Annotated in this window: 19 protein-coding genes and 2 pseudogenes; 4 read left to right on the plus strand and 17 right to left on the minus strand. The window is 49.9% G+C overall.

The window, feature by feature from the left end; all coding sequences use genetic code 11:
• The first annotated feature begins 33 nt into the window (after positions 1–33).
• Positions 34–2,325: a GAF domain-containing protein gene (locus tag ACM1PF_RS34225; protein ID WP_416671036.1), complete on the plus strand. Its 2,292-nt coding sequence runs from the start codon at positions 34–36 to the stop codon at positions 2,323–2,325.
• 194 nt (positions 2,326–2,519) lie between these two features.
• Here ACM1PF_RS34225 and ACM1PF_RS34230 read toward each other — a convergent pair.
• The 4 genes and pseudogenes from ACM1PF_RS34230 to ACM1PF_RS34245 all read right to left on the minus strand — a co-directional run bounded on the left by ACM1PF_RS34230 (position 2,520) and on the right by ACM1PF_RS34245 (position 7,748).
• Positions 2,520–3,607: pseudogene (locus tag ACM1PF_RS34230) on the minus strand (DUF6816 family protein).
• 75 nt (positions 3,608–3,682) lie between these two features.
• Positions 3,683–4,615 (minus strand): alpha/beta fold hydrolase, encoded by a 933-nt coding sequence (locus ACM1PF_RS34235; protein ID WP_416671039.1) that lies wholly within the window; start codon positions 4,613–4,615, stop codon positions 3,683–3,685.
• Positions 4,616–4,647: 32 nt separating this feature from the next.
• On the minus strand, positions 4,648–7,500 hold the full coding sequence (gene gcvP, locus ACM1PF_RS34240; protein ID WP_416671041.1) for an aminomethyl-transferring glycine dehydrogenase: 2,853 nt from the start codon (positions 7,498–7,500) through the stop codon (positions 4,648–4,650).
• Positions 7,494–7,748 carry a hypothetical protein gene (locus ACM1PF_RS34245; protein ID WP_416671043.1) on the minus strand — a complete coding sequence of 85 codons (255 nt, stop codon included), beginning with the start codon at positions 7,746–7,748 and terminating at the stop codon, positions 7,494–7,496. Before ACM1PF_RS34245 ends, gcvP begins: the two co-directional genes overlap by 7 nt.
• A 344-nt stretch (positions 7,749–8,092) precedes the next feature.
• Between ACM1PF_RS34245 and ACM1PF_RS34250 the strand changes: the two genes are divergently transcribed.
• Together ACM1PF_RS34250 and ACM1PF_RS34255 are read left to right on the plus strand one after the other, a co-directional pair.
• Entirely contained in the window at positions 8,093–8,581 is a 489-nt protein-coding gene (locus ACM1PF_RS34250) for a hypothetical protein (RefSeq protein WP_416671045.1), read from the plus strand.
• A 23-nt stretch (positions 8,582–8,604) separates the two neighbouring features.
• Complete coding sequence (locus ACM1PF_RS34255) at positions 8,605–9,087, plus strand: hypothetical protein (protein ID WP_416671048.1); 483 nt, start codon at positions 8,605–8,607, stop codon at positions 9,085–9,087.
• Between the two features lie 59 nt (positions 9,088–9,146).
• Here ACM1PF_RS34255 and ACM1PF_RS34260 read toward each other — a convergent pair whose 3' ends face one another.
• The 6 genes from ACM1PF_RS34260 to ACM1PF_RS34285 form a co-directional block, all read right to left on the minus strand.
• Positions 9,147–9,932, minus strand: a complete 786-nt coding sequence (locus tag ACM1PF_RS34260; RefSeq protein WP_416676933.1) for a restriction endonuclease subunit S — start codon at positions 9,930–9,932, stop codon at positions 9,147–9,149.
• Positions 9,933–10,062: 130 nt separating this feature from the next.
• Positions 10,063–11,091 (minus strand): IS5 family transposase, encoded by a 1,029-nt coding sequence (locus tag ACM1PF_RS34265; protein WP_416670108.1) that lies wholly within the window; start codon positions 11,089–11,091, stop codon positions 10,063–10,065.
• A gap of 46 nt (positions 11,092–11,137) precedes the next feature.
• On the minus strand, positions 11,138–11,989 hold the full coding sequence (locus ACM1PF_RS34270; protein ID WP_416671051.1) for a restriction endonuclease subunit S: 852 nt from the start codon (positions 11,987–11,989) through the stop codon (positions 11,138–11,140).
• A gap of 61 nt (positions 11,990–12,050) precedes the next feature.
• Complete coding sequence (locus ACM1PF_RS34275) at positions 12,051–12,284, minus strand: type II toxin-antitoxin system HicA family toxin (RefSeq protein WP_416671053.1); 234 nt, start codon at positions 12,282–12,284, stop codon at positions 12,051–12,053.
• Positions 12,281–12,499, minus strand: coding sequence for a type II toxin-antitoxin system HicB family antitoxin (locus ACM1PF_RS34280; protein WP_416671055.1), 219 nt, complete (start codon positions 12,497–12,499; stop codon positions 12,281–12,283). The genes ACM1PF_RS34275 and ACM1PF_RS34280 overlap by 4 nt, the downstream gene beginning before the upstream one ends.
• 199 nt (positions 12,500–12,698) lie before the next feature.
• Positions 12,699–12,944, minus strand: coding sequence for a ribbon-helix-helix protein, CopG family (locus ACM1PF_RS34285; RefSeq protein WP_416671057.1), 246 nt, complete (start codon positions 12,942–12,944; stop codon positions 12,699–12,701).
• A gap of 111 nt (positions 12,945–13,055) precedes the next feature.
• On the opposite strand from ACM1PF_RS34285, the gene ACM1PF_RS34290 reads away from it, so the two are divergent.
• On the plus strand, positions 13,056–13,250 hold the full coding sequence (locus ACM1PF_RS34290; RefSeq protein WP_416671058.1) for a hypothetical protein: 195 nt from the start codon (positions 13,056–13,058) through the stop codon (positions 13,248–13,250).
• Between the two features lie 88 nt (positions 13,251–13,338).
• Here ACM1PF_RS34290 and ACM1PF_RS34295 read toward each other — a convergent pair whose 3' ends face one another.
• The 7 genes and pseudogenes from ACM1PF_RS34295 to gcvH form a co-directional block, all read right to left on the minus strand.
• Positions 13,339–13,821 carry a DUF3368 domain-containing protein gene (locus ACM1PF_RS34295; RefSeq protein WP_416671060.1) on the minus strand — a complete coding sequence of 161 codons (483 nt, stop codon included), beginning with the start codon at positions 13,819–13,821 and terminating at the stop codon, positions 13,339–13,341.
• Complete coding sequence (locus tag ACM1PF_RS34300; RefSeq protein ID WP_416671061.1) at positions 13,818–14,102, minus strand: UPF0175 family protein; 285 nt, start codon at positions 14,100–14,102, stop codon at positions 13,818–13,820. Before ACM1PF_RS34300 ends, ACM1PF_RS34295 begins: the two co-directional genes overlap by 4 nt.
• Before the next feature lie 26 nt (positions 14,103–14,128).
• Complete coding sequence (locus tag ACM1PF_RS34305; RefSeq protein WP_416671064.1) at positions 14,129–15,598, minus strand: class I SAM-dependent DNA methyltransferase; 1,470 nt, start codon at positions 15,596–15,598, stop codon at positions 14,129–14,131.
• 35 nt (positions 15,599–15,633) lie between these two features.
• Positions 15,634–16,059 carry a type II toxin-antitoxin system VapC family toxin gene (locus ACM1PF_RS34310; RefSeq protein WP_416671066.1) on the minus strand — a complete coding sequence of 142 codons (426 nt, stop codon included), beginning with the start codon at positions 16,057–16,059 and terminating at the stop codon, positions 15,634–15,636.
• Complete coding sequence (locus ACM1PF_RS34315) at positions 16,052–16,348, minus strand: type II toxin-antitoxin system Phd/YefM family antitoxin (RefSeq protein ID WP_416671068.1); 297 nt, start codon at positions 16,346–16,348, stop codon at positions 16,052–16,054. The genes ACM1PF_RS34310 and ACM1PF_RS34315 overlap by 8 nt, the downstream gene beginning before the upstream one ends.
• Positions 16,349–16,501: 153 nt before the next feature.
• A pseudogene (hsdR, locus tag ACM1PF_RS34320) lies at positions 16,502–19,880 on the minus strand (type I restriction-modification system endonuclease).
• Positions 19,881–20,197: 317 nt separating this feature from the next.
• Positions 20,198–20,584 (minus strand): glycine cleavage system protein GcvH, encoded by a 387-nt coding sequence (gene gcvH, locus ACM1PF_RS34325; protein ID WP_416671071.1) that lies wholly within the window; start codon positions 20,582–20,584, stop codon positions 20,198–20,200.
• Between the last annotated feature and the right edge of the window lie 36 nt (positions 20,585–20,620).

Consider the following 20,620-nt stretch of genomic DNA (forward strand, 5'->3'; position numbering starts at 1 on the left):
ATTATCCTCGATTGGGTTAACTTCTGAAACCGAATGAGTTCTGCGAATCAAAATGGGTTGTGTGTTGGGCAGATGAACGCCGGAGAGCCAGAACGGGGAAACCACTGGCAGAAAGTTCTGGATGCTTGTTTTATAGCAGCTTCTAGCCTATCGGTTGGTGTTCTGCTCGTGGATGAGCAATTTCGCTGTATTCAAAGTAATTCGGTTCTGGCGGAGATCAGCGGGTTGACCCTGGAGGATTGTCAGGGCAAGTACCTGCGAGAAGTTCTGCCTGATTTTTCTACGGCACTGGAGCAAACCTGTCAGCACGCTTTAGAAACCGGAAATTCCATCACGGATCTCAACGTTGAAACGGGTACACCATCGTCTAAACGTTGCTGGACGATCGCTTGTTTTGCTGTTGCTCGCACTCGTATGGTGAGTCTCTTTTTGTTGGAAACGACTTCCCTGATTCCATCAGAGTCTTCTCTGCATGCAGCTGAAGTGCGGTTTCGGGCGATGGTGCAAAACGCCTATGACATGATCAATGTGGAGATGCTCCGGCAGCAGTTTGAGCGCGAGCGTTTAATTAACAAGATTGCGATGCGGGTGCTTCAGACCCTTGATCTGCAAGATATCCTGGATACTGCTGTCACCGAGATCCGAACATTTCTGCAAGCCGATCGCGTCATCATTGCCCGCTATATTGGTGAAAGCTGGCATCTCATCATGGCCGAGGCGATCGGAGAAGGTTTGGCATCCTGTCTGGGCAAGAATGTGAAACACGCTCAGCTTGGGGAATATTTAGGACTGAACCAACAAACCATTCAGGCAGCAACCGAGCACCTGATGTCATTGCCTCTGTCTGAGACAGCTCCAGAGTGGATGGCACACTGGCAGATTCGTTCTCGACTGACGATGCCGATCGCTTTTGGGGAACAGCGTTGGGGCGTGCTGGTGGTGCATCAGTGTGATGGAGTGCGGCATTGGGAGACCTTTGAGGTTGAATTATTAGAACGATTATCGACTCAGTTAGCGATCGCCATTCAGCAGTCTGAACTGCATCAACAAATTCAGCACCTGAATGATGATTTAGAAAATCAGGTGACGGCCCGTACCGCAGAGTTGCAGGTGGCGTTTGAATTTGAAGCGACTCTCAAACGAATCACCGATCGGGTACGGGATAGTTTAGATGAAGATCAAATTTTGCAGGCGGCTGTCCGGGAATTAGCGTTAGTTTTAAAAATTAGCGGTTGCAATGCATCCATGTATGATCTGGATCAGCGAGCTTCAACTACCTGCTACGAATACACCACTTCTATCTCTCCCTATTTAGGACGAGTGGCTCAATTTTCGGCGGTACCAGAACTGTATAGCCAACTTTTGGGAGGGCAATATTTTCAGTTTTGCTCCCTTGTGCCTAACCCGGAGCGGGGGCTGGTTTCGATGCTGGCTTGCCCGATTCGAGATGATCAGGGGGTGATTGGAGATCTCTGGCTAATTCATCATAAAGAGTATGCCTTTAGCCCGCAGGATATCCGATTAGTAGAACAGGTGGCGAACCAATGTGCGATCGCCATTCGTCAAGCCAGATTGTATAAAGAATCGCAATCTCAGGTTAAAGAACTCGAACGATTGAATCAGCTCAAAGATGATTTTCTTAGCACTGTTTCCCATGAATTGCGGACTCCGTTAGCAAATATCAAAATGGCGATTCATATGTTGAAGGCAGCCCCCACGCCGGAGAAGCGAGAACGCTATATGAATATCCTGGAAGCGGAATGTAGTCGTGAAATTGAGTTGATTAACGATTTACTGGATCTACAGAAACTCGAAAATGATTCCTATACGGTTGCCTTAGAACCTATTCACCTGCAAACCTGGTTGCCAACGGTAATTGCGCCATTTATTTCCCGTGCCAAAAATCGACAACAGGTACTCAACGTTGAAGTACCCAGTGGAATGTCTGCATTAATGTCCGATCGCAAGACATTAGAACGAATTCTGGCGGAGTTATTAAATAACGCCTGTAAGTACACCCCACCCCAGGGAAGAATTACCTTAGAGGTGAGTCATGTGGTAAATCTAGCAGTCAGTCCCCATGCCATGACCCGGTTTGCGGTTAGAAATGAAGCCAATGTCCCGGCGGCAGAGATTCCTCGGATGTTTGAGAAGTTTTATCGGATCCCCAAGGCCGATCCGTGGCAGCAGGGGGGTACCGGTTTGGGGTTGGCCTTAGTCCAAAAGTTAGTGGAAACCCTCCAGGGCAGCATTCATGCCAGCAGTCAGAATGGGTGGACAACGCTACAGGTGGATTTACCAGTGTTGGGGAAGGCAGCGGAATAGGGTCAGCTTAGACCATTCAGCTTGGATCATTCAGCTTGGGTCATTCAGCTTGGATTATGAATTCAACCTGTCAATCGTTCTGCTTGGTTGACTGGGCGGGCAGGATGCCCACCCCACAAGAATTTTAGATTATTCAATTTGTTCAATTTGCATTTCTTAGACAAATTTTAAGGAGGCGAATCAGACAATCTGCCTCAGGTTGATAGATTGCTCCGATCGCTGGGATTGGCTCTGCGAAATTCCATCTGATAACGATACAGGGCGACCGGCCGCGAGGGGGCAAACAGATTATCTGTGGGGAAGGTTTTGAAGTAATCAGGATCCTGGGGCGATAGGTAAATGGCTGTCACCTGTTCCGCTACGATGTCAGGGCGATCGTCGCCGGAAGGGGCATCCTTTTGAGGCGGGAAATAGGTATAGGCAGTGGTATTTTCGACTTCGTTAAAGTAAATATCGGCAATGCCCAGGAATTCCTGCTGAAAAATTTCAGTGGTGATGAATTGATTCGGCGCAGGCGACTCTGTATCGCGCCCTGTAACCGTAGACAGCAAACGACGATCGTTTTTGAGCAGGGTAATCTGACGATTGGGATTCTTCGGATCCAGCTTCACCGCCAGCACAGCATCTTCCCCCAAGTAGGCCTGCGCAGACTCAATCCATTAAAAGCGCGATCGGAAATAATCGATGTTGTGTCGCCATTCAAAGGATTCAAAATCGGCTGGAGAAACATCTGAATCCCTTCGGGCTGTTCCTCTACAAACCGCACTGGAAAGACGATCGGCTGATTCAAAAACCGTTGGTTGCCCTCAAAGCCTGGAGTCACCAGTTCTGGAGCCAGAGGAGCCTCCATATCCACCAGAGTTGTAGTGACTACCCAATCCCCTGCAAACCATTCTGGGTAAATCAAATCTCCCTTGGCAGACTGCACCAACGGTTTTCCCTGCCAGTCGGGAAAGCGCGACAATCGTGCTGCTAACTCACCTGCCTGAGCCGTGCCACTACAGAACAGCCATAGAAGCAGGAGTGCCAGGAGCCAGAAGAGTTTTTGCTTGTATCGCATGGGAGGACTGAGGACTGAGGACTGAGGACTGAGGACTGAGGACTGAGGACTGAGGACTGAGGACTGAGGACTGAGGATGAAGTAGGAAGTAGGAATGAGAGATGACTCTTGTGGGGTGGGCATCTTGCCCGCCCAGTCAGCCCCAAAGGACTGAGAACCAACAGTTGATGACAACTCTTGTGGGGTGGGCATCTTGCCCGTCCAGTCTGACTCAAAGGACATAGACCACAGAGAGTTCGCCTTTATGTTAGCGTTTTACCCTTTACTTTCCCATACTCGATCGCTCTCCACCCATCCTCAAGGGGATGCGGCAGATTGACAATGCTTAATAATGGCCGCATTCACCACTTCAGGATTGCCACTCGACGCGACATGACCGCAGTTGGGCACAATCTCAAAGCGGGAATTGGGGAGCCTGGAATGCAGTAACCTGCCATTTTCGATCGGAAACCAGCGATCGTGATCAGACCACAGCACCAGGGTGGGACAGGTGACTTTGGGGAGATTATCCTGAATGGTTTGGATCAGGTTCGGTTGCTTGCGGTGGAAGCGATCGATTTCCTGTGCGGCAAGCTGTAAGTCGGCGGCAAACTGAGTCAGCGTACCGGGGATGTGCAGGTAGGGATAGGTGAGCCAGTAGATGTCCTCGTCGGCAATTTGTGAGGCATCCAGCACGACTTCTCGACGGATCAAGCGAGTCATGGACTGGACGATCGGGTTAAAGGGGCGAACCAGTTGGTTTTGATCGACCCATTCCACCAGGGGTAGGGGTAGGGCAGAGAGCGATCGCATACTGGAACTGGGTAACTGCTGCGGAAATACGGGGGCATTAATCACTACCAGGCGATCGACTTGATCTGGATAGGATTGGGTCAGGGCGAGGGCGGTTAAGGCTCCCAGGGATTCGGCGGCAATCATCACAGGCGAGTCGCACAGGGATTGAATCACCCTAAACAACTCAATCACTTGATGGCCAATCACTTCTGGCAGGGGTGGCGTTTCTGAGAAACCATAGCCCTTGGCATCAATGCAAATGATGCGAAAGTGGGCTGATAAGGGTTGGATACTGTGCCGCCAGTTATAGCTCCAACTGCCAATCCCGTGCAGCAATACCAGCGGTTGACCGGAACCTGCTTCTCCATAGGCGATCGCCACTTTACGACCACTGGCATCGGGAATGGTCAGGGTTTGTCGCCCGTTGGGAAAGTGTTGTTGCCACCAATCGGTCATGATGCATCCTGGGGAAATCGGTCAAACAAAATTTACTCGTAAGCGTCCATCGGCAGGCAGGAACAAACTAGATTGCGATCGCCGTAGGCATTATCAATCCGATCGACGGCTGCCCAGAATTTGTTTTCCCGTGTCCACTGGGTGGGATAGGCGGCCCGTTCGCGGGAGTAGGGGCGATCCCAGGAGTCGGTCAGCAGGCTGGATGCAGAATGGGGTGCGTGCTTGAGCAAATTGTTTTTCGGATCCACCTGCCCTGATTCAATCTCTCGAATTTCCTCCCGGATGGCAATCATCGCCTCACAGAAGCGATCGAGTTCCTGCTTCGACTCACTTTCGGTCGGTTCCACCATCACGGTTCCCGCCACCGGCCAGGACATGGTGGGGGGATGGAAGCCGTAATCAATCAGCCGTTTCGCCACATCCTCCGCCTCAATGCCAACGGACTTTTTGAACTGCCGCAGGTCGATAATGCACTCATGGGCAACTAAGCCATTCTTCCCCTTGTATAGAACTGGATAATGTCCCTCCAGCCGCCTGGCGATGTAGTTGGCGTTGAGGATAGCGACCTGGGTTGCTTTCGTCAGTCCAGAGGCTCCCATCAGAGCAATGTACATCCAGGAAATCGGCAGGATGCTGCTGCTGCCCCAGGGCGCGGCGGAGATAGCCCCGGTGGGGGAGTCAGGTAGGGGTGAATTGCCATTCGCCTGTTCAGAAGAGAGCGGAGTGGGGGAAATCACCGCATGACCCGGCAGAAAGGGTGCGAGATGAGACTTGACTCCGATCGGCCCCATACCTGGGCCACCGCCTCCGTGGGGGATGCAGAAGGTTTTGTGCAGGTTGAGGTGACAAACATCGGCTCCAAAGTCGGCGGGACGGCATAGACCCACCTGAGCGTTCATATTGGCTCCATCCATGTAAACCTGCCCCCCGTGGTCGTGAACGATCTGGCAGATTTCCAGAATCCCTTCTTCAAAGACTCCGTGGGTGGAGGGGTACGTCACCATCAGTGCTGCTAGATTGTCCTGATGTTTCTCGGCCTTTGCCTTCAGGTCGGCAATATCAATGTTTCCATCTGCATCACAGGCGACAGCTACTACCTTCATGCCTGCCATCACTGCGCTGGCTGGATTCGTCCCGTGGGCTGATTCCGGGATCAGGCAAATGTTGCGATGGGATTCACCCCGATCCGCGTGGTACTGCCGGATCACCAGGAGTCCGGCATATTCTCCCTGGGAACCTGCATTGGGTTGCAGAGAAATCGCATCAAATCCAGTGATTTCCGCTAGCCAGTCCTCCAACTGCTGAAACAGAACTTGATAGCCCCTGGTCTGCTCTAGAGGGGCAAAGGGATGAATCTGGGCAAACTCTGGCCAGGTGACGGGCAACATTTCCGAGGTGGCATTCAGCTTCATGGTGCAGGAGCCGAGGGGAATCATGGCCGTGGTCAGGGACAGATCCTTCGTCTGCAAGCGATGGATGTAGCGGAGCAGTTCGGTTTCAGAGTGATAGATATTGAAAACGGGGTGGGTGAGGTAGGGTGAGGTGCGGAGGAGTGAGGAGTGGGGAGGGAGGGGTGAGGAGTGGGACGTGGGGAGTGGCGAAGTAGGGGCGAATTGCGATTCGCCCTTACAGGAAGTGGCGGAGGTCGAGAAAATTTGTAGGAGATCGGTGAGGTCTGGCTCGGTGGTGGTTTCGTCCAGGGCAATGCCGATCGCCGCTGTGCCGATCGCCCGCAGGTTAATTTGATTCGTTTTCGCCCGTTCCAGAATTTCAGTCTGGCGATCGCCCACTTCCACGCGGAGGGTATCGAAATAAGGTTCGGAGCCGAGGGTATAGCCCTGCTGCTTGAGTCCGGTGGCCAGGGTAGCGGTGAGGGTGTGGATGCGATCGGCGATTCGTTTCAGTCCCGTTGGGCCGTGGTAGACGGCGTACATACTGGCCATGATGGCGAGAAGGACTTGAGCGGTGCAAATATTGCTGGTGGCCTTGTCGCGGCGAATGTGCTGTTCGCGGGTTTGTAGAGCCAGTCGCAGGGCAGGACGACCAAAGGCATCTTTGGAGACTCCCACCAACCGTCCGGGAAGCTGGCGTTTGTAGGCTTCTTTAGTGGCGAAGAAGGCGGCATGGGGGCCACCGTAGCCCAGGGAAACTCCAAAGCGTTGAGTATTGCCGACGACGATATCCGCGCCAAATTCCCCGGGTGGTTTTAAGAGCGTCAGGCTTAATAGATCGGCCGCGACGGTTACTAATGCTCCAGCGGAGTGGGCCCGATCGATAAAGTCTTGATAATCATAAATCGCCCCATCGGTGGCTGGATACTGGAGCAATGCCCCGAAAATGGGCTGATCAAACTCAAATGTCCGGTGATCGCCAATTACCACCTCTATCCCTAAGGGTCTGGCGCGAGTTCGTACTACATCGATCGTCTGGGGATGACAGGCTGCTGATACCCAGAAAATATTTGCCTCTCCCTTGTGCTGACCATAGCTGAGGGTCATGGCTTCGGCCGCAGCGGTTCCCTCATCCAGCATGGATGCGTTGGCGATCTCCATCCCAGTCAGATCCATCACCATCGTTTGGAAGTTGAGCAAAGCCTCCAGGCGACCCTGGGAAATTTCCGGTTGATAGGGGGTGTACTGGGTGTACCAGCCCGGATTTTCCAGAATATTGCGCTGAATCACCGGGGGAGTAATGCAGTGGTGGTATCCCATGCCGATGTAGGAGCGGAAGACCTGATTCTGTGACGCGATCTGCTTCAATGCTGCCAGCAATCCGGCTTCACTCTGCCCTGCTCCTAATTTCAACGATCGCTTGAGCCGAATGGCGGTTGGAACGGCTTGATCAATTAATTCATCCAGCGAGGCCAGCCCCAGCACCTCTAGCATTTGCTGGATCTCGGCCTCCCTTGCCCAATGTGGCGTGACTCAAAATCTCGATCGGGGTGAGCGGTCAGCAGCGATCCCACTGCCTTAGAGCCATTTTGCCCATCTGGCTTCGCCTTCACGCCAACTGGACTGTGCCGATCGTCACCATGATTGACATGATTGACACCATGATTCGAGACATCAAAACCATTCACCGCACTGCTGGAGGAAGTGCCATTTTGGGAGTCGATCGAGAACTCTGGGGACATAGGAACGCTGAACTCACGAAGTAAGGTAGAGAATTACAGGATAGTAAAGTTCTAGCTATTTCTGAAACAATTTGCAACAAAGCAGGGAGAGGCAAGCAAGGTAGAAAAATAGGATGTCAGTTTATCAGCCCACTGAAACGGCTGCGGCGACGGGGGCGATCGGGTCTATGGTTGGGAGGATTTTTACAAGGAGCGTTTCTTTTATACAGAGCGATCGCATTTTTCCGATACCCGAAGCATTTGAATGGGAATTCTAGCTCTATGGCAAACCATTGCGATCGTTTTAGAGGGTGAGAATGAATTTGTTTAAGATGCTTGGGTTGGCGGGCTTTACGAGTGTTGCTTTGTCTCTTGGTTTTGGACAGGCGGCTCAGGCCGAGTTGCTGACATTAGGTGAGGCAGCGGGGGGACAGGTGGTACGGCTAGATACGGCATCCATTACTCGCAATGGCAATTCTGGGAGTTGGTGGGGTGGGTTTACCTATTACCTGGGTGGAGAGCGCATTGATGCTGAGGTTCATTGTGGGCAGGGGACGTGGTATGTGGATGGACAAAGCTATACGCCGCAGTCTCGAACTACGGAGACGATGATCAGGTTGGTTTGTTCTGCAAGGCAGGTTACGGATGAGGCGAGAGGGCCAGATATGGCATACATGCTGGTGTTTGATCCACCTTCTAATGTGCGATCGTCGCCAGGGGGTTCGGTGATCTGCATGATTGATCGAATGGAGATTATTCGTGTGTATGTTGAACCGCGTGATGGGTGGTTTTTGACGACGGCGTGTGGCAGTTCTGGTTGGATTCATGAAAGCCAAATTCGGGTTTTTCGTTAAGGGTTGACAGCAACAAAAGGACTATGATGACAGCAGAGAATTTTTTACATATCACTTTGTCTGAGGGAATAAGAATTATCAAAGAGCATCTTGAGGAGCAGGAGCATAAGGAAAGAACTCCAGATGGACTTAGCCCAGAAACGCTTACCCTGTTTAGATGTTTCAAGGATGCCTATGACGGTCGAGATCTTAATAAGTTATCTCAGGTCATTTCCTTATCCTATAGCGGAAATTTCTACGGAGCTAGTAACAAGGAGGAGCTTCTTAATTTTTTTGAGAATGTCTTTGATAATCTTCCAATGGCAATGGCTCCAAAGCTTCAGATAACAGTACATAAAATTCTTGACCAAGATACATCTTTATTTCAATGTATGGTTGATTTCAAATCTCGTTTGACTGTACTGGGAGTGCCTGTAGCTAATTTCGATTCTGGTATTGTGTTGTGTAAGTCTGAACCTGAAGGAAAACACGGCATCTGGAAACTGACTAGTATTGAAACTGTATAACCTTTGCTGCGATAAAGTTTGTTTGTGAACGATGCTGATAGAAAAGATGGGACTGTGAGCTAATCTAACCCTGGCAAGTCCAATTGATTATCAGTCGTCTTCTTTCGCTTTCCCCTTGCTGATCGCCGCTTTTTGGTTTCCTGCGATGCTTCTCGTTCTGCCCGAATTCGATCGAGTAGCACAGAGGCAGGTTCATCGTTGGGGTCTTGCTCGACAAGTTCACCCCGGAAGGCTTTGGCAAGAATGGATTGATTGAGGCACTGAAGGCTTTCAGAGCAAAAGTCTGATGTAGAGATGAGCCTTTTCAATGCAGAGAATTGATTACCTACAATTTCTACTATTGCTTTCTGTTCAGCAACAGGAGGCAAGGGAATAGGCGTAGATTTCAAGTCAGAACCAGCTATTCCGTGTTGTCCCGCTGAAGTTTTGATGTGTTGCTCAATATGTGCCCTTGAGACTCCAACGTTACATACTATTTCCAGAAATTTGGGCAAGCAAAGATCTTTATTTACTAGCCGTCCACGAATTAACTTATCGGGATAAAGTAGCTTATCTACTCTCTCAGATACTAAACCACAAACTCCTACAAAATGCTGATTTCCGTTATAGCGAGTGAACAAGATGTCGCCAGCTTCTATTAAGTAAGAATCTATCTCCTCAGAACTATCTGGTCGATAAAAACGGACATCATCAATATTTACTTCCATTGCTCGAACTGCCGAGATTCTTAAGATTGGAATTCCTGGTAATTCGTCTGCTGGTTTTCTGGCAAGTCCATTTCGGAGAGAATATAGAAGCTGATCTAAGGATACCCATTCCCAAGTGTCAGGGGAACCTCGATTAATTCATTTTGAGGTAAGATTGGGTCTCAAATGAGACAAAGAACAACGTTGTGCTGATAGTCATGCAATCAATTCTTCATTCCATGCAGCCAACAGAACACTCCAATGCACCCCTACGCTTCAATTTTCTGCCTCAGCAAGGACATTGAGTCTGTAAAAACGTGTAGCGTACAAAGTTGTAGGTCAAGTTTTTCAACCCTAGCGTTGCCTTCGCTCTCACTAGACCAATCGAACGGATGAGCTTGCCTCCCATCTGCATCGTCCACCGACCAAACACATGCTCGACTCTGGCACGAGTTTTGGATTTGTCACGATTGGATTGCTTTTGCGCCTCACTGAGGGGACGATTGCGATAAGCCCGTTCATGAATTTGGCTCTCAAAGCCCATTAGTTCTAAAGTCTCCTCAATGGCAGCACTGCGATAAGCACTGTCTGCCCAAATTTCATCACTCTGGTTGTCTTCATCGAGTAATGCTCCTAACACTTGAGAGTCATGCACTGAGGCATCTGTAACCGCATAACGACGAATCAAACCGTACGCTGCATCGATGCCAATGTGGTCTTTATAGCCGAAGTAACTCTTATCCCCCTTTTTCGTCCAGCGCGCATCGGTGTCTTTTTGAGCGCGGCGATGCGGTTGATCTTGCCACTGTTGGGGGGTCTTGCCCTGCTTGATCTGCTCGTTTTCTTTGTCGCTGTTGTGTTGTTTGGGGACGGGAATCAGCGTCGCATCGACGATTTGTCCACCTTTAGCTGCATAGCCTTGCTCAACGAGATAGCCATCAAACTGCTCAAACACTGCTTCAATCAATCCTTGTTCACTCAGTTGTTTGCGAAACAGCCATACCGTTGTGGCATCGGGAACTTCATCGGCTAAGCCAAAGCCCATGAATTGCATGAACGATAGTCGGTCGCTCACCTGATACTCTAATTCTTCGTCGCTAATGTTGTACAACTGTTGCAGCACCAACAACTTAAACATGACGACGACATCCATTGCTTTACGACCCGCGTTGCTCTTGCGAGGTTTATTATGAATTTTCTCTAGAGTCGGGCGGAACTCCTGCCAGGGAATAATTTGATCGAGCCTCATCAGTAAATCTTTTTTCTGGTTCAATTTGCTCTGACGTTTTTCCCACTCCCAAACTCCAGTTTGGCTCATTGTTCCCTGCTCCGTTCTAACCTAATGTTATGATCTCATAGTAGTCTCAATTTAAGACGCTCCTGAAACAATTTTTCGAGGTTCCCTCAGGTAAATTATTGACACCAGAGATGTCTGGCTCAATCGGTTCTGAATACTTAACTTTAGAACAATTTTTTCCCTTAGCTGCTAACTCATCAAACCACAAGGAGTAACGATCGCTCCTAATCCTCGCCAACAAAACCGAAGCGGGTTCAACATCTGGGTTTTCTTCGCGCCAATCGGCTGTTAAATCACCTCGAAAAGCAGCCGCAAGGACAGATTGACGAAACCGATCGCACAACTTCGGTACTTCTTCGAGGGCTTGTTTTGCAGCTTGATGGCGATCGCGCAACTCCTCAATCTTGGCAACAATCCGCTTTTGCTCATTGAGTGGTGCGATGGGTATTGGTAGACTGGGTAAAGTGCTTGTATTAATGTATGGTTGGTCAGACCCCTGTAAGTTATTACGAATTAATTGAATAAATTCTGGAGAGCTTGTGTAGGAAAAAAAGAAGTCTCTCATCTCATCTAGAAAGAGATTAAATCGGGCTACTCTTTGATAAAGTATTGCAGGTGCATCCTCTTTTTGAAGACGAGCTATTTTCAATAAATCATTCAAAATCGGGCGATTCAAAGCCATTACAATATCATTTTTTTCTAAAACCAGTTCTGGATATTTAGCTAAAAAATCCTCTGGTAAAAAGTTCTGTTGATCCCATATAACTTTGCCAAAAGATACATTAGCAATTTGAAGAAGCCTGATTCCAGAAGATGAATAATCTTTTTTCTTAAAAGCTTCGCCTGAAAGAATTACTAGAATATCAGATAACTTAACCCATTCCCAACCTTCAGGAAGCTCAAATAGTTCGTCACTCATACCTTCAATTCAAAATTAGAAAATCAAAACAAAGATGGGGAAGGGCGATCACTCATCTCCCTCACAGCCCTTCCAATTCACGCAAAAATTCATCTGGGCTTAGCTCAATCTCCCTCAGAATTTCCCGAATCAGTGGACGGGCAAGATCTCGACCTTTGTGATAGGGAACTGTTGTCGTTCTACCATCCGGATGACGATAAAAAACGTGGCTTCCCTTTTGTCTAATTGCCTCAAACCCTAACTTTTTCAGCAATTTTTCCATCGTCTGAAAATTGACGATCGGCAAACGACTCATGCACTTACCTCAATCTGCTGAATGCCCACAAATCGTGGCAAATCCTCTAAATCACTGCCATATTCTTCAAGGCAAAGTTCCAGCACTTCCTTAAGATTCACCTGCAATTCGTCCAGGCTTTCTGCTTGTGTATGCGCGCCTGCAATCCCTGGAACAATACCCACATATAACTTTGTTTCTGGATCGTATTCCACATAAGCAGTAAATGTTTTCATCAGCTTCACTCCACTAATCAATTCAAAAGTAGAAAACCAAAATCAAAGATAAAGCGGGGCGATCGAGCCTCTCACTTCTCCTCTCCAATCCTCCACACTTTATACACACTTTATACGTTTTGTGAACTGCCCTGAATACTCTCCTCATATTCAGCAATCACCTTTTCTAACTGTTTTTCCTGTTCATCTAGCTGCTGCATCAGCATCCGTAGGAGAGCCTTCTGACTGCGAACAGATTCAACCTGAAGGCGTAAAGCTTTCCCATGAGTTTCAGATCTGGGGTGATTTGAATGGGGTAAAGCGGGAGCGTCCCCTTGCCAATCTGATTCACTAACTCCGATCGGCTCACCCCCATCTTCTGAGCAATTCGATCTAACCCCTCGATCGCCTGTTGCTCCAGAGTCATGTTCACTCTGGTTCGGGTTTCGTCCTGACTTTGGCTCATTTACAGGCTCCATGCGATACACACTCCAAATTTAGTCGTAAACGCTACGAATGGGTATACACATTATGATATTCTTTTGATCGTAAAAGATACACATTATACACACTGAAAATGACTCGCCTTCAACCCTGGCAAATCATTGCCGTCTTTCCCGGACTCAAACCCAAGCCGATCGGGCGTACCCACAATCGCGCCGATGCAGATGATATGGTGCGGTTTTTGCAGCGCAAAGTTCCTACCGGGGCATTCTATGTCGTGTTTGACCCCACTGAAACGATTCATTCAAATTCAGAACATCAATATTGAAAGACGAGGCAGGGCGATCGGCTGGCAATGTCTTCGCTACAAGGTGCGATCGCAATCGTTAGCCTCTTTCCTTTTCCTGTTGTGGGGTCTATTCTTCATCCTGAAACTCCTTAAGAAGTCGCTGAATTAGCTGAGGAGAGGCTCGAAAGGTTGTTTGCTGTAATTGGGCGATCGCTTCTGGAAAGCTAATCAATCCTCGTTTTGCGGCAGTTCCTAAAATGCCGAGAACCCCAATAATGAATAGATTTCGTTCCAGGGCAAGTTGTCTTGCGGCTCTGTCATCTAATAAAAGGAGGTCTGCCTTTAACTGTTCTGCCAGGGCGATCGCCTCTCGTTCTCCTAAATCCAGATCATTTAAAGCAGTGTCAATCTCTTCTGTAACCGCTTGAATCTCTAACCAATCAGGCGGATGAGCCATCCAGCTTTTGACCATTTCTGGTGCATCTGAATTGAGTAACTCAGTACAAACGCTTTGAGGAATGACGACCCGCCCATACAGTTGCGGTAATAGCTCAACTAAATTGATTAATAGGAGATAGCACAAGGGCGACGTATCCGAAACAACGATCATGCAGGTCTCAACTTTCCCTCTTGCTCTAACTGCTGCATTGTCAGCATATCTTGTTCAAAATCGGCTTCGTCATAGTTGAGATACACCCCTTTCGCCTTTAGGAAAGCATCTGCATCCAATCGGGTTCGTAGCCCCAGTAACTCGCGCACCTTGCCTGTACTAATTGCCCCTTCCCGATAGGCTTCAACCACCATAATTTCCAGTAGCTTTCGCTCTAAATTGCCCCACTTCGCCTGTAAGTCGTGGGCAACCCCATCAGGAATCTGGATTTGAATTTCCATAAACGCCCTCCCTATCGGTGTTGTTCCTATTCTAAAGTCGGCAACCCCACCGAAGAACTCACCGCCTCTGCTGCCTCCTCCCCTTCCAGCAACACCATTAGCGCCTCCATCTCCTTCGTCGCCACCCGCAGCTTCTCCATAATCTCCGCCGCGATCACCTCCGGTTCAGGCAGGTCATCCCCCGACTGCAAACTCTCATCCCGCAGCCAGGAAATATCCAGGTTTTCATTGCGCTTACTGATCTGCTCCCGCGTAAAGCAGCGGAACCGCCCCTCTTCCCCCAGATCCACCCGATCGCTCTGCCCGTTCGGGTCATCCCCATAGCACTGCTCAAACTCCGCAAAATGCTCACGAGTCAGGGGAATACGCTTCCCAAAGCTCGGCATATTGGTTCGCATATCGTAGATCCACACCGCTTTGGTATTGCCCTTCTCGGTTTTCCCACGCTGGAAGAACAGCACATTCGTCTTCACCCCCTGCGCGTAAAAAATCCCCGTCGGCAACCGCAGAATCGTATGCAAATTGCACTTATCCATCAAATCCGCCCGGATCGATCGCCCCTGCCCATCTTCAAACAGCACATTATCCGGCAACACCACTGCCGCCCGTCCCCCTGGCTTCAGCGATCGATAAATGTGCTGCAAAAACGCCAACTGCTTGTTAGAAGTGGGATAGGTAAAGTCATCCCTGGTCGGCATCCCTCCACCCTTCTTCGTCCCAAACGGTGGATTCGTCAAAATCACATCGGCTCTTCCCAACCGTTGTCCTTCCGGAGACAGCGTATCCCCCAGATCCACTGCCCCTTCAATCCCATGCAGCAACATATTCATCAACAGCAACCGATGGGCATCCTGCACCAACTCCATGCCATAAAACGCCTGATGCTGCTGAAACGACTGCTGTGCCTCCGTCCAGTCAAACGGGTCATGCTCTTGCCGAATATGGCGATCGGCAGCAATCAAAAACCCACCCGTCCCCGCTGCTGGGTCTTGAATCAGTTCTCCCGGTTGCGGCTTCACCAACGCCACCATGCAATCAATCAACGGTCTGGGCGTAAAATACTGCCCCGCTCCCGACTTCTTCTCATCCGCATTCTTTTGCAGCAACCCTTCATACAGATCGCCAAACTCATCCCGATGCTCCGAGAACCAGTCCAACTCATCAATACTCGTCACCAGCTTCTTCAGGATGCGCGGCTGCTTCAACGATGACTGAGCATTGGCAAAAATCGCCTGCACCCGCCTCGACGACTCCTCAGACCCCAGCATGAGCAGAAGCGATCGATAAAACTGCAATTGATCCACTCCATCCTCGCTAACCAGATCGCCCCAGCGATACCCCTCCGGCAACTGCTCCTCCGCCCCCGTCTCCTGCGCCATCTTGAGAAACAGTAGGTAAGTCAACTCTGTAACGTACTGCAAATACGTCACGCCATCATCCCGCAGGACGTGGCACAGGTTCCAGAGCTTTTGAACGATATCGGAGGTTACAGCCATAGATTACACAGGGAGTTGATAAAGAAAGGGAAAAACTAAGCAGCGAACCAATTTTCCAGTCGCAGATCTTGAAAATCCTGGTAATCTGCGATGTTATTGGTCACAAGGATCAAGTTATGGACAGCCGCGATCGCTGCAATCTGTCCGTCTATAAACGGAGGGGTGCGACCAAGTTGAGTGAGCCGCGATCGTTCGGTAGCATGCCACTGGGCTGCATCGAAATCATAGGAAAGCACCGGAATAGAGCGGGCTAGCAGGGAGGTGATGTAAGCTTCCAGCTTGCGTCGTCGCTGGGAAACAGGTAGACGATAGCAGCCAAACATTAATTCATGCAAAACAACAGAACCCGTTGCAACGCTTTGGTAGTGCTGTTCCAACTTACTCATGACGGTCGGACTCGGTTGCAGCTTCGTGGGTTCCGAAAGAATATTGGTATCCAGTAGAAAACGAGATTCACTCATCAAAACTAAAATCCCGTCCTGGTGATTTGTCTCTTACATCCTGAAAAATCTCATCCGGGTCAATATCAATATTGTCTGACAGGAGTTGTTCACGAAATTTAACTAATCCCTCCCAGAAGTTTGGCTTTGAAGGCATTAATCGATCGTATTCCTCAGCAGAGAGAATCACCGCTACCCGTTTACCCCGTCGCGTTAACTCAACTGGAATTCCCTGTTCTGCTTGGTGAACTAATTGTGGTAGATGATCACGAGCGTGGGCGATCGAGTACTGGGAAATAGAATCAGGCATAAAAATGGCAATGGCTATCTCAATGGCTATTTTAATTGTACGAACACATCTGCGGTCACTCACCGTTAATTTGTCACGCCATCATCGCGCACGAGGTGGCAAAGGTTCCAGAAGTTTCGGACAGACGGTTACATGGGTGCAACTTAGCGTTCTTTAACCTGCATCCTCCTGCCACAACCGATCGCCAATCTCCTGCAAAATTGCCTCAAGCTGTCCGTTAAAGGTCTTGTTAAGCCGATCGAACCCACCTCCCTGAGATTTGAACTCGCCCTTATCCAAGGCTTCCCGATCGACAATTACCTCGGCTCGCAGTTGTTTCCCAATCCGCTCTAACCAACGTCGCTGTAAATCCGTCCAGGAACGGCTAGTCAAAATCTTCTCCATTGCCCGATCGACTCGCTGACTATAGGGAATCAGTGGATCACCCAGAGCCGCCCGACGGATAAAGCCAATAATCGATGCTGCAATGTCCTGGTTGCTCGTCTCCCGCCATGCCACCTGGAGATCGGTTTCTGAATACCTTGCCTCTGCCAATAAAAGCCGCAATTCCTTCAACTGCGATCGCGTCAGGTCACGGGGGCGTTGCGTCACCACCATCAGAGCCGGGATCTCATTCAGATTTCTTTGCAGGAATGCCGTAAAGCTTTCCAGGTAATCCTCTGGCTTCTCCGCATTGCCATAGCCCCGTTCAAAGCCTAATAGCTCATCCTCATGGCGAGAAATCAGTACAGACTGCGTTCCCCCATCCCGGCGATCGAGAATCTGGGCAATCGTCTGGCGTTGCTGAAACCAGTCTCGCAGTTGGTCAGGGTGGCTCTGCTTCAGATGATCCATCAGATCTGGAACAGACATTCCGGCGATCGCCTCCAGTTCTGCTCGGCTACTGTCGCTGAGATACCGCTGTTTCCGTTGGATCTTCGTCAGAAGTTGATCGATAACTCCCTCTACTGCATCTAGAGCCGTGACCGTGTTCAACTCATCCACTAATTGGGTAAAGGAAATTTTGGGATTAACGACGACAGGCTTCATCTCGGTTATGGGGGCGATCGCCTCATACAGCCGCACCGCATCAAAAATCCGAAATGGCTGCTTCTTCGTCCCATCATCAAAGGTGCACAGCCGGGTAGCTCGTCCCAACATCTGCTCATACAAAATCCGAGAATTGACCCGCCGAATAAACACCAGATTGCAAATGGCAGGCACATCAATTCCTGTGGTCAGCAGGTCTACCGTCACCGCAAACTTGGGATTAACCTCATTACGAAACTTGCGAATAAGTTCCAGCGGGTTAAGGGCAGCCCCCGTAATCTTGGCAACGATGTCCTCTTCAAGATCGCCATACTGGTTCGCCAACGCTTCCCGCAGTTGGTTCACCACGATATTAGCGTGCTCATCCGTAACACAGAAAATCAGCGTCTTTCCGGGCAGAAATGGGTCAATATGCTGCAACAGCGACTCACAAACTACTCGGTTAAAGTCTTCTGTCACCACCCGTTTGTTAAACTGCTCAATCTCAATTCGCACCTGATCTGGGGCGTGGGTCAGGTCGATCCGTCCCGTCTGAGGATTGAAAAACTCCATCGGATCGCCCTGCTGCCAGGTAATGCCATCCTCAGACAGACGAGTTCTAATCCGAATCGGCGGCTCATGGTTTACCAGCCATTCATCTACAACCGCTTCTCGATAGCTGTACTGAAAAACCGGCTCACCAAAAATCTGAGTTGTATGCAGTGCCGGAGTTGCCGTCAGTCCAATCTTGACTGCATCAAATTGATCCAACACTCGTCGATACTTGGAGACATAATCGTTGAAATCCCGAAACTCCAACTCCGCCTCGCTCAACTCCCGATCGAGCAAGTATCCCCGATGACATTCATCCACCACAATGCAGTCATACTGATCCGCCGTTGGCACAGATGCATCATCAGTGGGATAAAGAATCCGTTTCACCAGGCTCTGCACCGTGGCAATATGCACCTTCGTATCCCGATCAGTCTCCTTCTCACCTAATTCCTTGATCTCAAAAATGTTCGCGAAGGTCTGAAGACTCTCCATCCGGGTATCCTTGAAAGCATTTGCCGCCTGTTCCCCCCAAGGCAGTGCGATCGACCAGAAACAGCACCCGTCGGAATCGTTTGGTTTTCAATAGCCGATAGACCAGAGCAATACAGGTCTTCGTCTTACCCGTGCCCGTTGCCATTGCCACCAGCAGTTCCCGTTGTCCTTGCTCCAACGCACCTTCCACCGCTTTGATCGCACGAATCTGATACTCTCGCAACTCCACCCCATAGTTGAAGCCTTCCTGGGCAAGCTTTTGATGAGATTGCTCAATATCCTGATTGAGCGTATCGACTAAGCCTTGAGGAGAATACCAGGATTGCAGCGGATAGCGACGATTTTGAGGACGACGCACATCCTTAAACCAAATCCCACTCTTCGTCCGCAACTGCTGCAAAAACTCGCGCCCATTAGTGGCAAAAACAAACGGTACTCGATACTCACCCCACGGTTCACCGGCATAGGCAGCATCGCCATGCAGCCGCAATCCTTTGCTATACCGCTCCGCCTGGTTCAACGCATCTTCCGACACATCTCTACTCTGGCGTTTGGCTTCCACCACCGCGATCGCCTGCAATCCCACAAACAGGGCATAATCTGCCCGTCGTCCCCCCGCTGCGGGCCACTCCGCAATCGCCAAATTCCTACCCTTCTGAGGACGGGCACCTTTAGCAAACGTTAACTCCTCGGTGTCTACTTCCCATCCCGCCGATCGCAGTTGAGCATCAATCAGCCGTCGCGTCTCTCGTTCATCTAAAACCAGTTCCCATTCAACCGCCTGTGCCTGCGTTACAGTTTGTTGAAAGGTTTGAGTAGACTGCGCCTGAGCCGTCACCTGAATCTGTTCCAGGTGTTGAATCACTGCCTGCTTTTCTGCTTCTGCTTCCGCAGCCAGTTCCTCTGCTTGGATGCGTCGCTGCTCTTCCTGAAGGACTTGAGCTTGAGCCAGTTCTGCGTCTGATAGACTTTTCTGAACCTCCTGTCGCAACCGCGCTAACTCGTCCTTGAGGGATTGGGTCTCCTGCTGTGGATCAGATGGGGGAATAAACGGACCTGGATCAAAAGCGCGTAGGCGTAGCCGCTCCTCTGGAGTTTCGCCTGTAAAAACTTTGTGAAACCAGATGCCTAGAAACCGAGCATATTTCAATCCGCTCAGAGCAGCCCGTTGGCTTCCAGACAAACTGTGGGTTGCCGCATTGCCCATCTTACGAAGTTCATGGAACAGCCGATCGACATCTCCTTTGAGTACACCACGATCGCGCAATCGACGCAGCAAATCCACCTGTTTCTCATCAGTTGAAACGTACAGCCCCACGTTGGCAGCCGTTAGCTGTGCCAAAAGCTCGCCAAACTGCCGCAGCTTGATCAGGCAGGTATTCGGATCATCTGTAAAGTACCGTTCAGCTAATGCCCCCAATCGGACAAGCTGCGTATCGTGGATGGCAAGAAATGAGAAATTTAACGATGCTGGCATGGCTTTGCTATTGAAGAGCATCTATCCAGTCCATCGGGGCAACCAAAAATAACATCCCCCTTTAAGTTGCCCTGATTAAACCCGTTGTAGCCCACCTCAAATCAACTTGGTGTAGGAAATCGATAAAAACAGCAAGAAGCTTCCGGATCCCATCTATAGATTTGGTGAGTACCCATAACCACCCATCACCCTCTTCTGTCACTTGACCAATCACTGGACAAAAGAGGGATCAGGCTCAGCTTGCAAATGTCTGGGATTGAAGAGAAATTCAGGACGGGCGTTCTTCCTCCTTCCCTCCTCTCTCTTCCTCCTTCCCTTCACCCCTCCACCTGCTCCTGATACTCCGTTGCGGACAGGGCATCATCCAGCTCATCTGGATCGTTGATCCGAACTTTGAGCATCCAGGCTTCACCGTAGGGATCCTCTGCTAGTTGTTCTGGGGTATCCAGTAGGGCATCGTTCCGTTCAATGACCGTTCCAGATACAGGAGCCTTTAGATCTTCAACGGCCTTGACGGATTCCACTGTGCCAAAGGTTTCTCCTTTTTCCAGGGCATCCCCCACTTCCGGCAGTTCCAGGAAAACAATATCTCCCAACTGATCCACAGCAAAGGCGGTGATGCCGATCGTCGCAATTTCACCGTCCAGCCGAGCGTACTCATGGGAGTCGAGATACTTTAAATCATCAGGATATTCCAGAGCCATACCGTTCCTTCTTTGTTAATCAGTGTCACAGATCGA

Origin of the sequence: Egbenema bharatensis FJBBOT/2019 (genome assembly GCF_048077055.1) — a bacterium.
Lineage (GTDB): Bacteria > Cyanobacteriota > Cyanobacteriia > Elainellales > Elainellaceae > Egbenema > Egbenema bharatensis.

What these genes read in the sequence shown, in the direction of transcription:
- ACM1PF_RS34225 (WP_416671036.1), top strand. Translation starts at nt 34, where the DNA reads ATGAGTTCTGCGAATCAAAATGGGTTGTGTGTTGGGCAGATGAACGCC.
- ACM1PF_RS34235 (WP_416671039.1), bottom strand. Translation starts at nt 4,615, where the DNA reads ATGACCGATTGGTGGCAACAACACTTTCCCAACGGGCGACAAACCCTG.
- gcvP (WP_416671041.1), bottom strand. Translation starts at nt 7,500, where the DNA reads ATGCTAGAGGTGCTGGGGCTGGCCTCGCTGGATGAATTAATTGATCAA.
- ACM1PF_RS34245 (WP_416671043.1), bottom strand. Translation starts at nt 7,748, where the DNA reads ATGTCCCCAGAGTTCTCGATCGACTCCCAAAATGGCACTTCCTCCAGC.
- ACM1PF_RS34255 (WP_416671048.1), top strand. Translation starts at nt 8,605, where the DNA reads ATGATGACAGCAGAGAATTTTTTACATATCACTTTGTCTGAGGGAATA.
- ACM1PF_RS34265 (WP_416670108.1), bottom strand. Translation starts at nt 11,091, where the DNA reads ATGAGCCAAACTGGAGTTTGGGAGTGGGAAAAACGTCAGAGCAAATTG.
- ACM1PF_RS34270 (WP_416671051.1), bottom strand. Translation starts at nt 11,989, where the DNA reads ATGAGTGACGAACTATTTGAGCTTCCTGAAGGTTGGGAATGGGTTAAG.
- ACM1PF_RS34275 (WP_416671053.1), bottom strand. Translation starts at nt 12,284, where the DNA reads ATGAGTCGTTTGCCGATCGTCAATTTTCAGACGATGGAAAAATTGCTG.
- ACM1PF_RS34280 (WP_416671055.1), bottom strand. Translation starts at nt 12,499, where the DNA reads ATGAAAACATTTACTGCTTATGTGGAATACGATCCAGAAACAAAGTTA.
- ACM1PF_RS34285 (WP_416671057.1), bottom strand. Translation starts at nt 12,944, where the DNA reads ATGAGCCAAAGTCAGGACGAAACCCGAACCAGAGTGAACATGACTCTG.
- ACM1PF_RS34290 (WP_416671058.1), top strand. Translation starts at nt 13,056, where the DNA reads ATGACTCGCCTTCAACCCTGGCAAATCATTGCCGTCTTTCCCGGACTC.
- ACM1PF_RS34295 (WP_416671060.1), bottom strand. Translation starts at nt 13,821, where the DNA reads ATGATCGTTGTTTCGGATACGTCGCCCTTGTGCTATCTCCTATTAATC.
- ACM1PF_RS34300 (WP_416671061.1), bottom strand. Translation starts at nt 14,102, where the DNA reads ATGGAAATTCAAATCCAGATTCCTGATGGGGTTGCCCACGACTTACAG.
- ACM1PF_RS34305 (WP_416671064.1), bottom strand. Translation starts at nt 15,598, where the DNA reads ATGGCTGTAACCTCCGATATCGTTCAAAAGCTCTGGAACCTGTGCCAC.
- ACM1PF_RS34310 (WP_416671066.1), bottom strand. Translation starts at nt 16,059, where the DNA reads ATGAGTGAATCTCGTTTTCTACTGGATACCAATATTCTTTCGGAACCC.
- ACM1PF_RS34315 (WP_416671068.1), bottom strand. Translation starts at nt 16,348, where the DNA reads ATGCCTGATTCTATTTCCCAGTACTCGATCGCCCACGCTCGTGATCAT.
- gcvH (WP_416671071.1), bottom strand. Translation starts at nt 20,584, where the DNA reads ATGGCTCTGGAATATCCTGATGATTTAAAGTATCTCGACTCCCATGAG.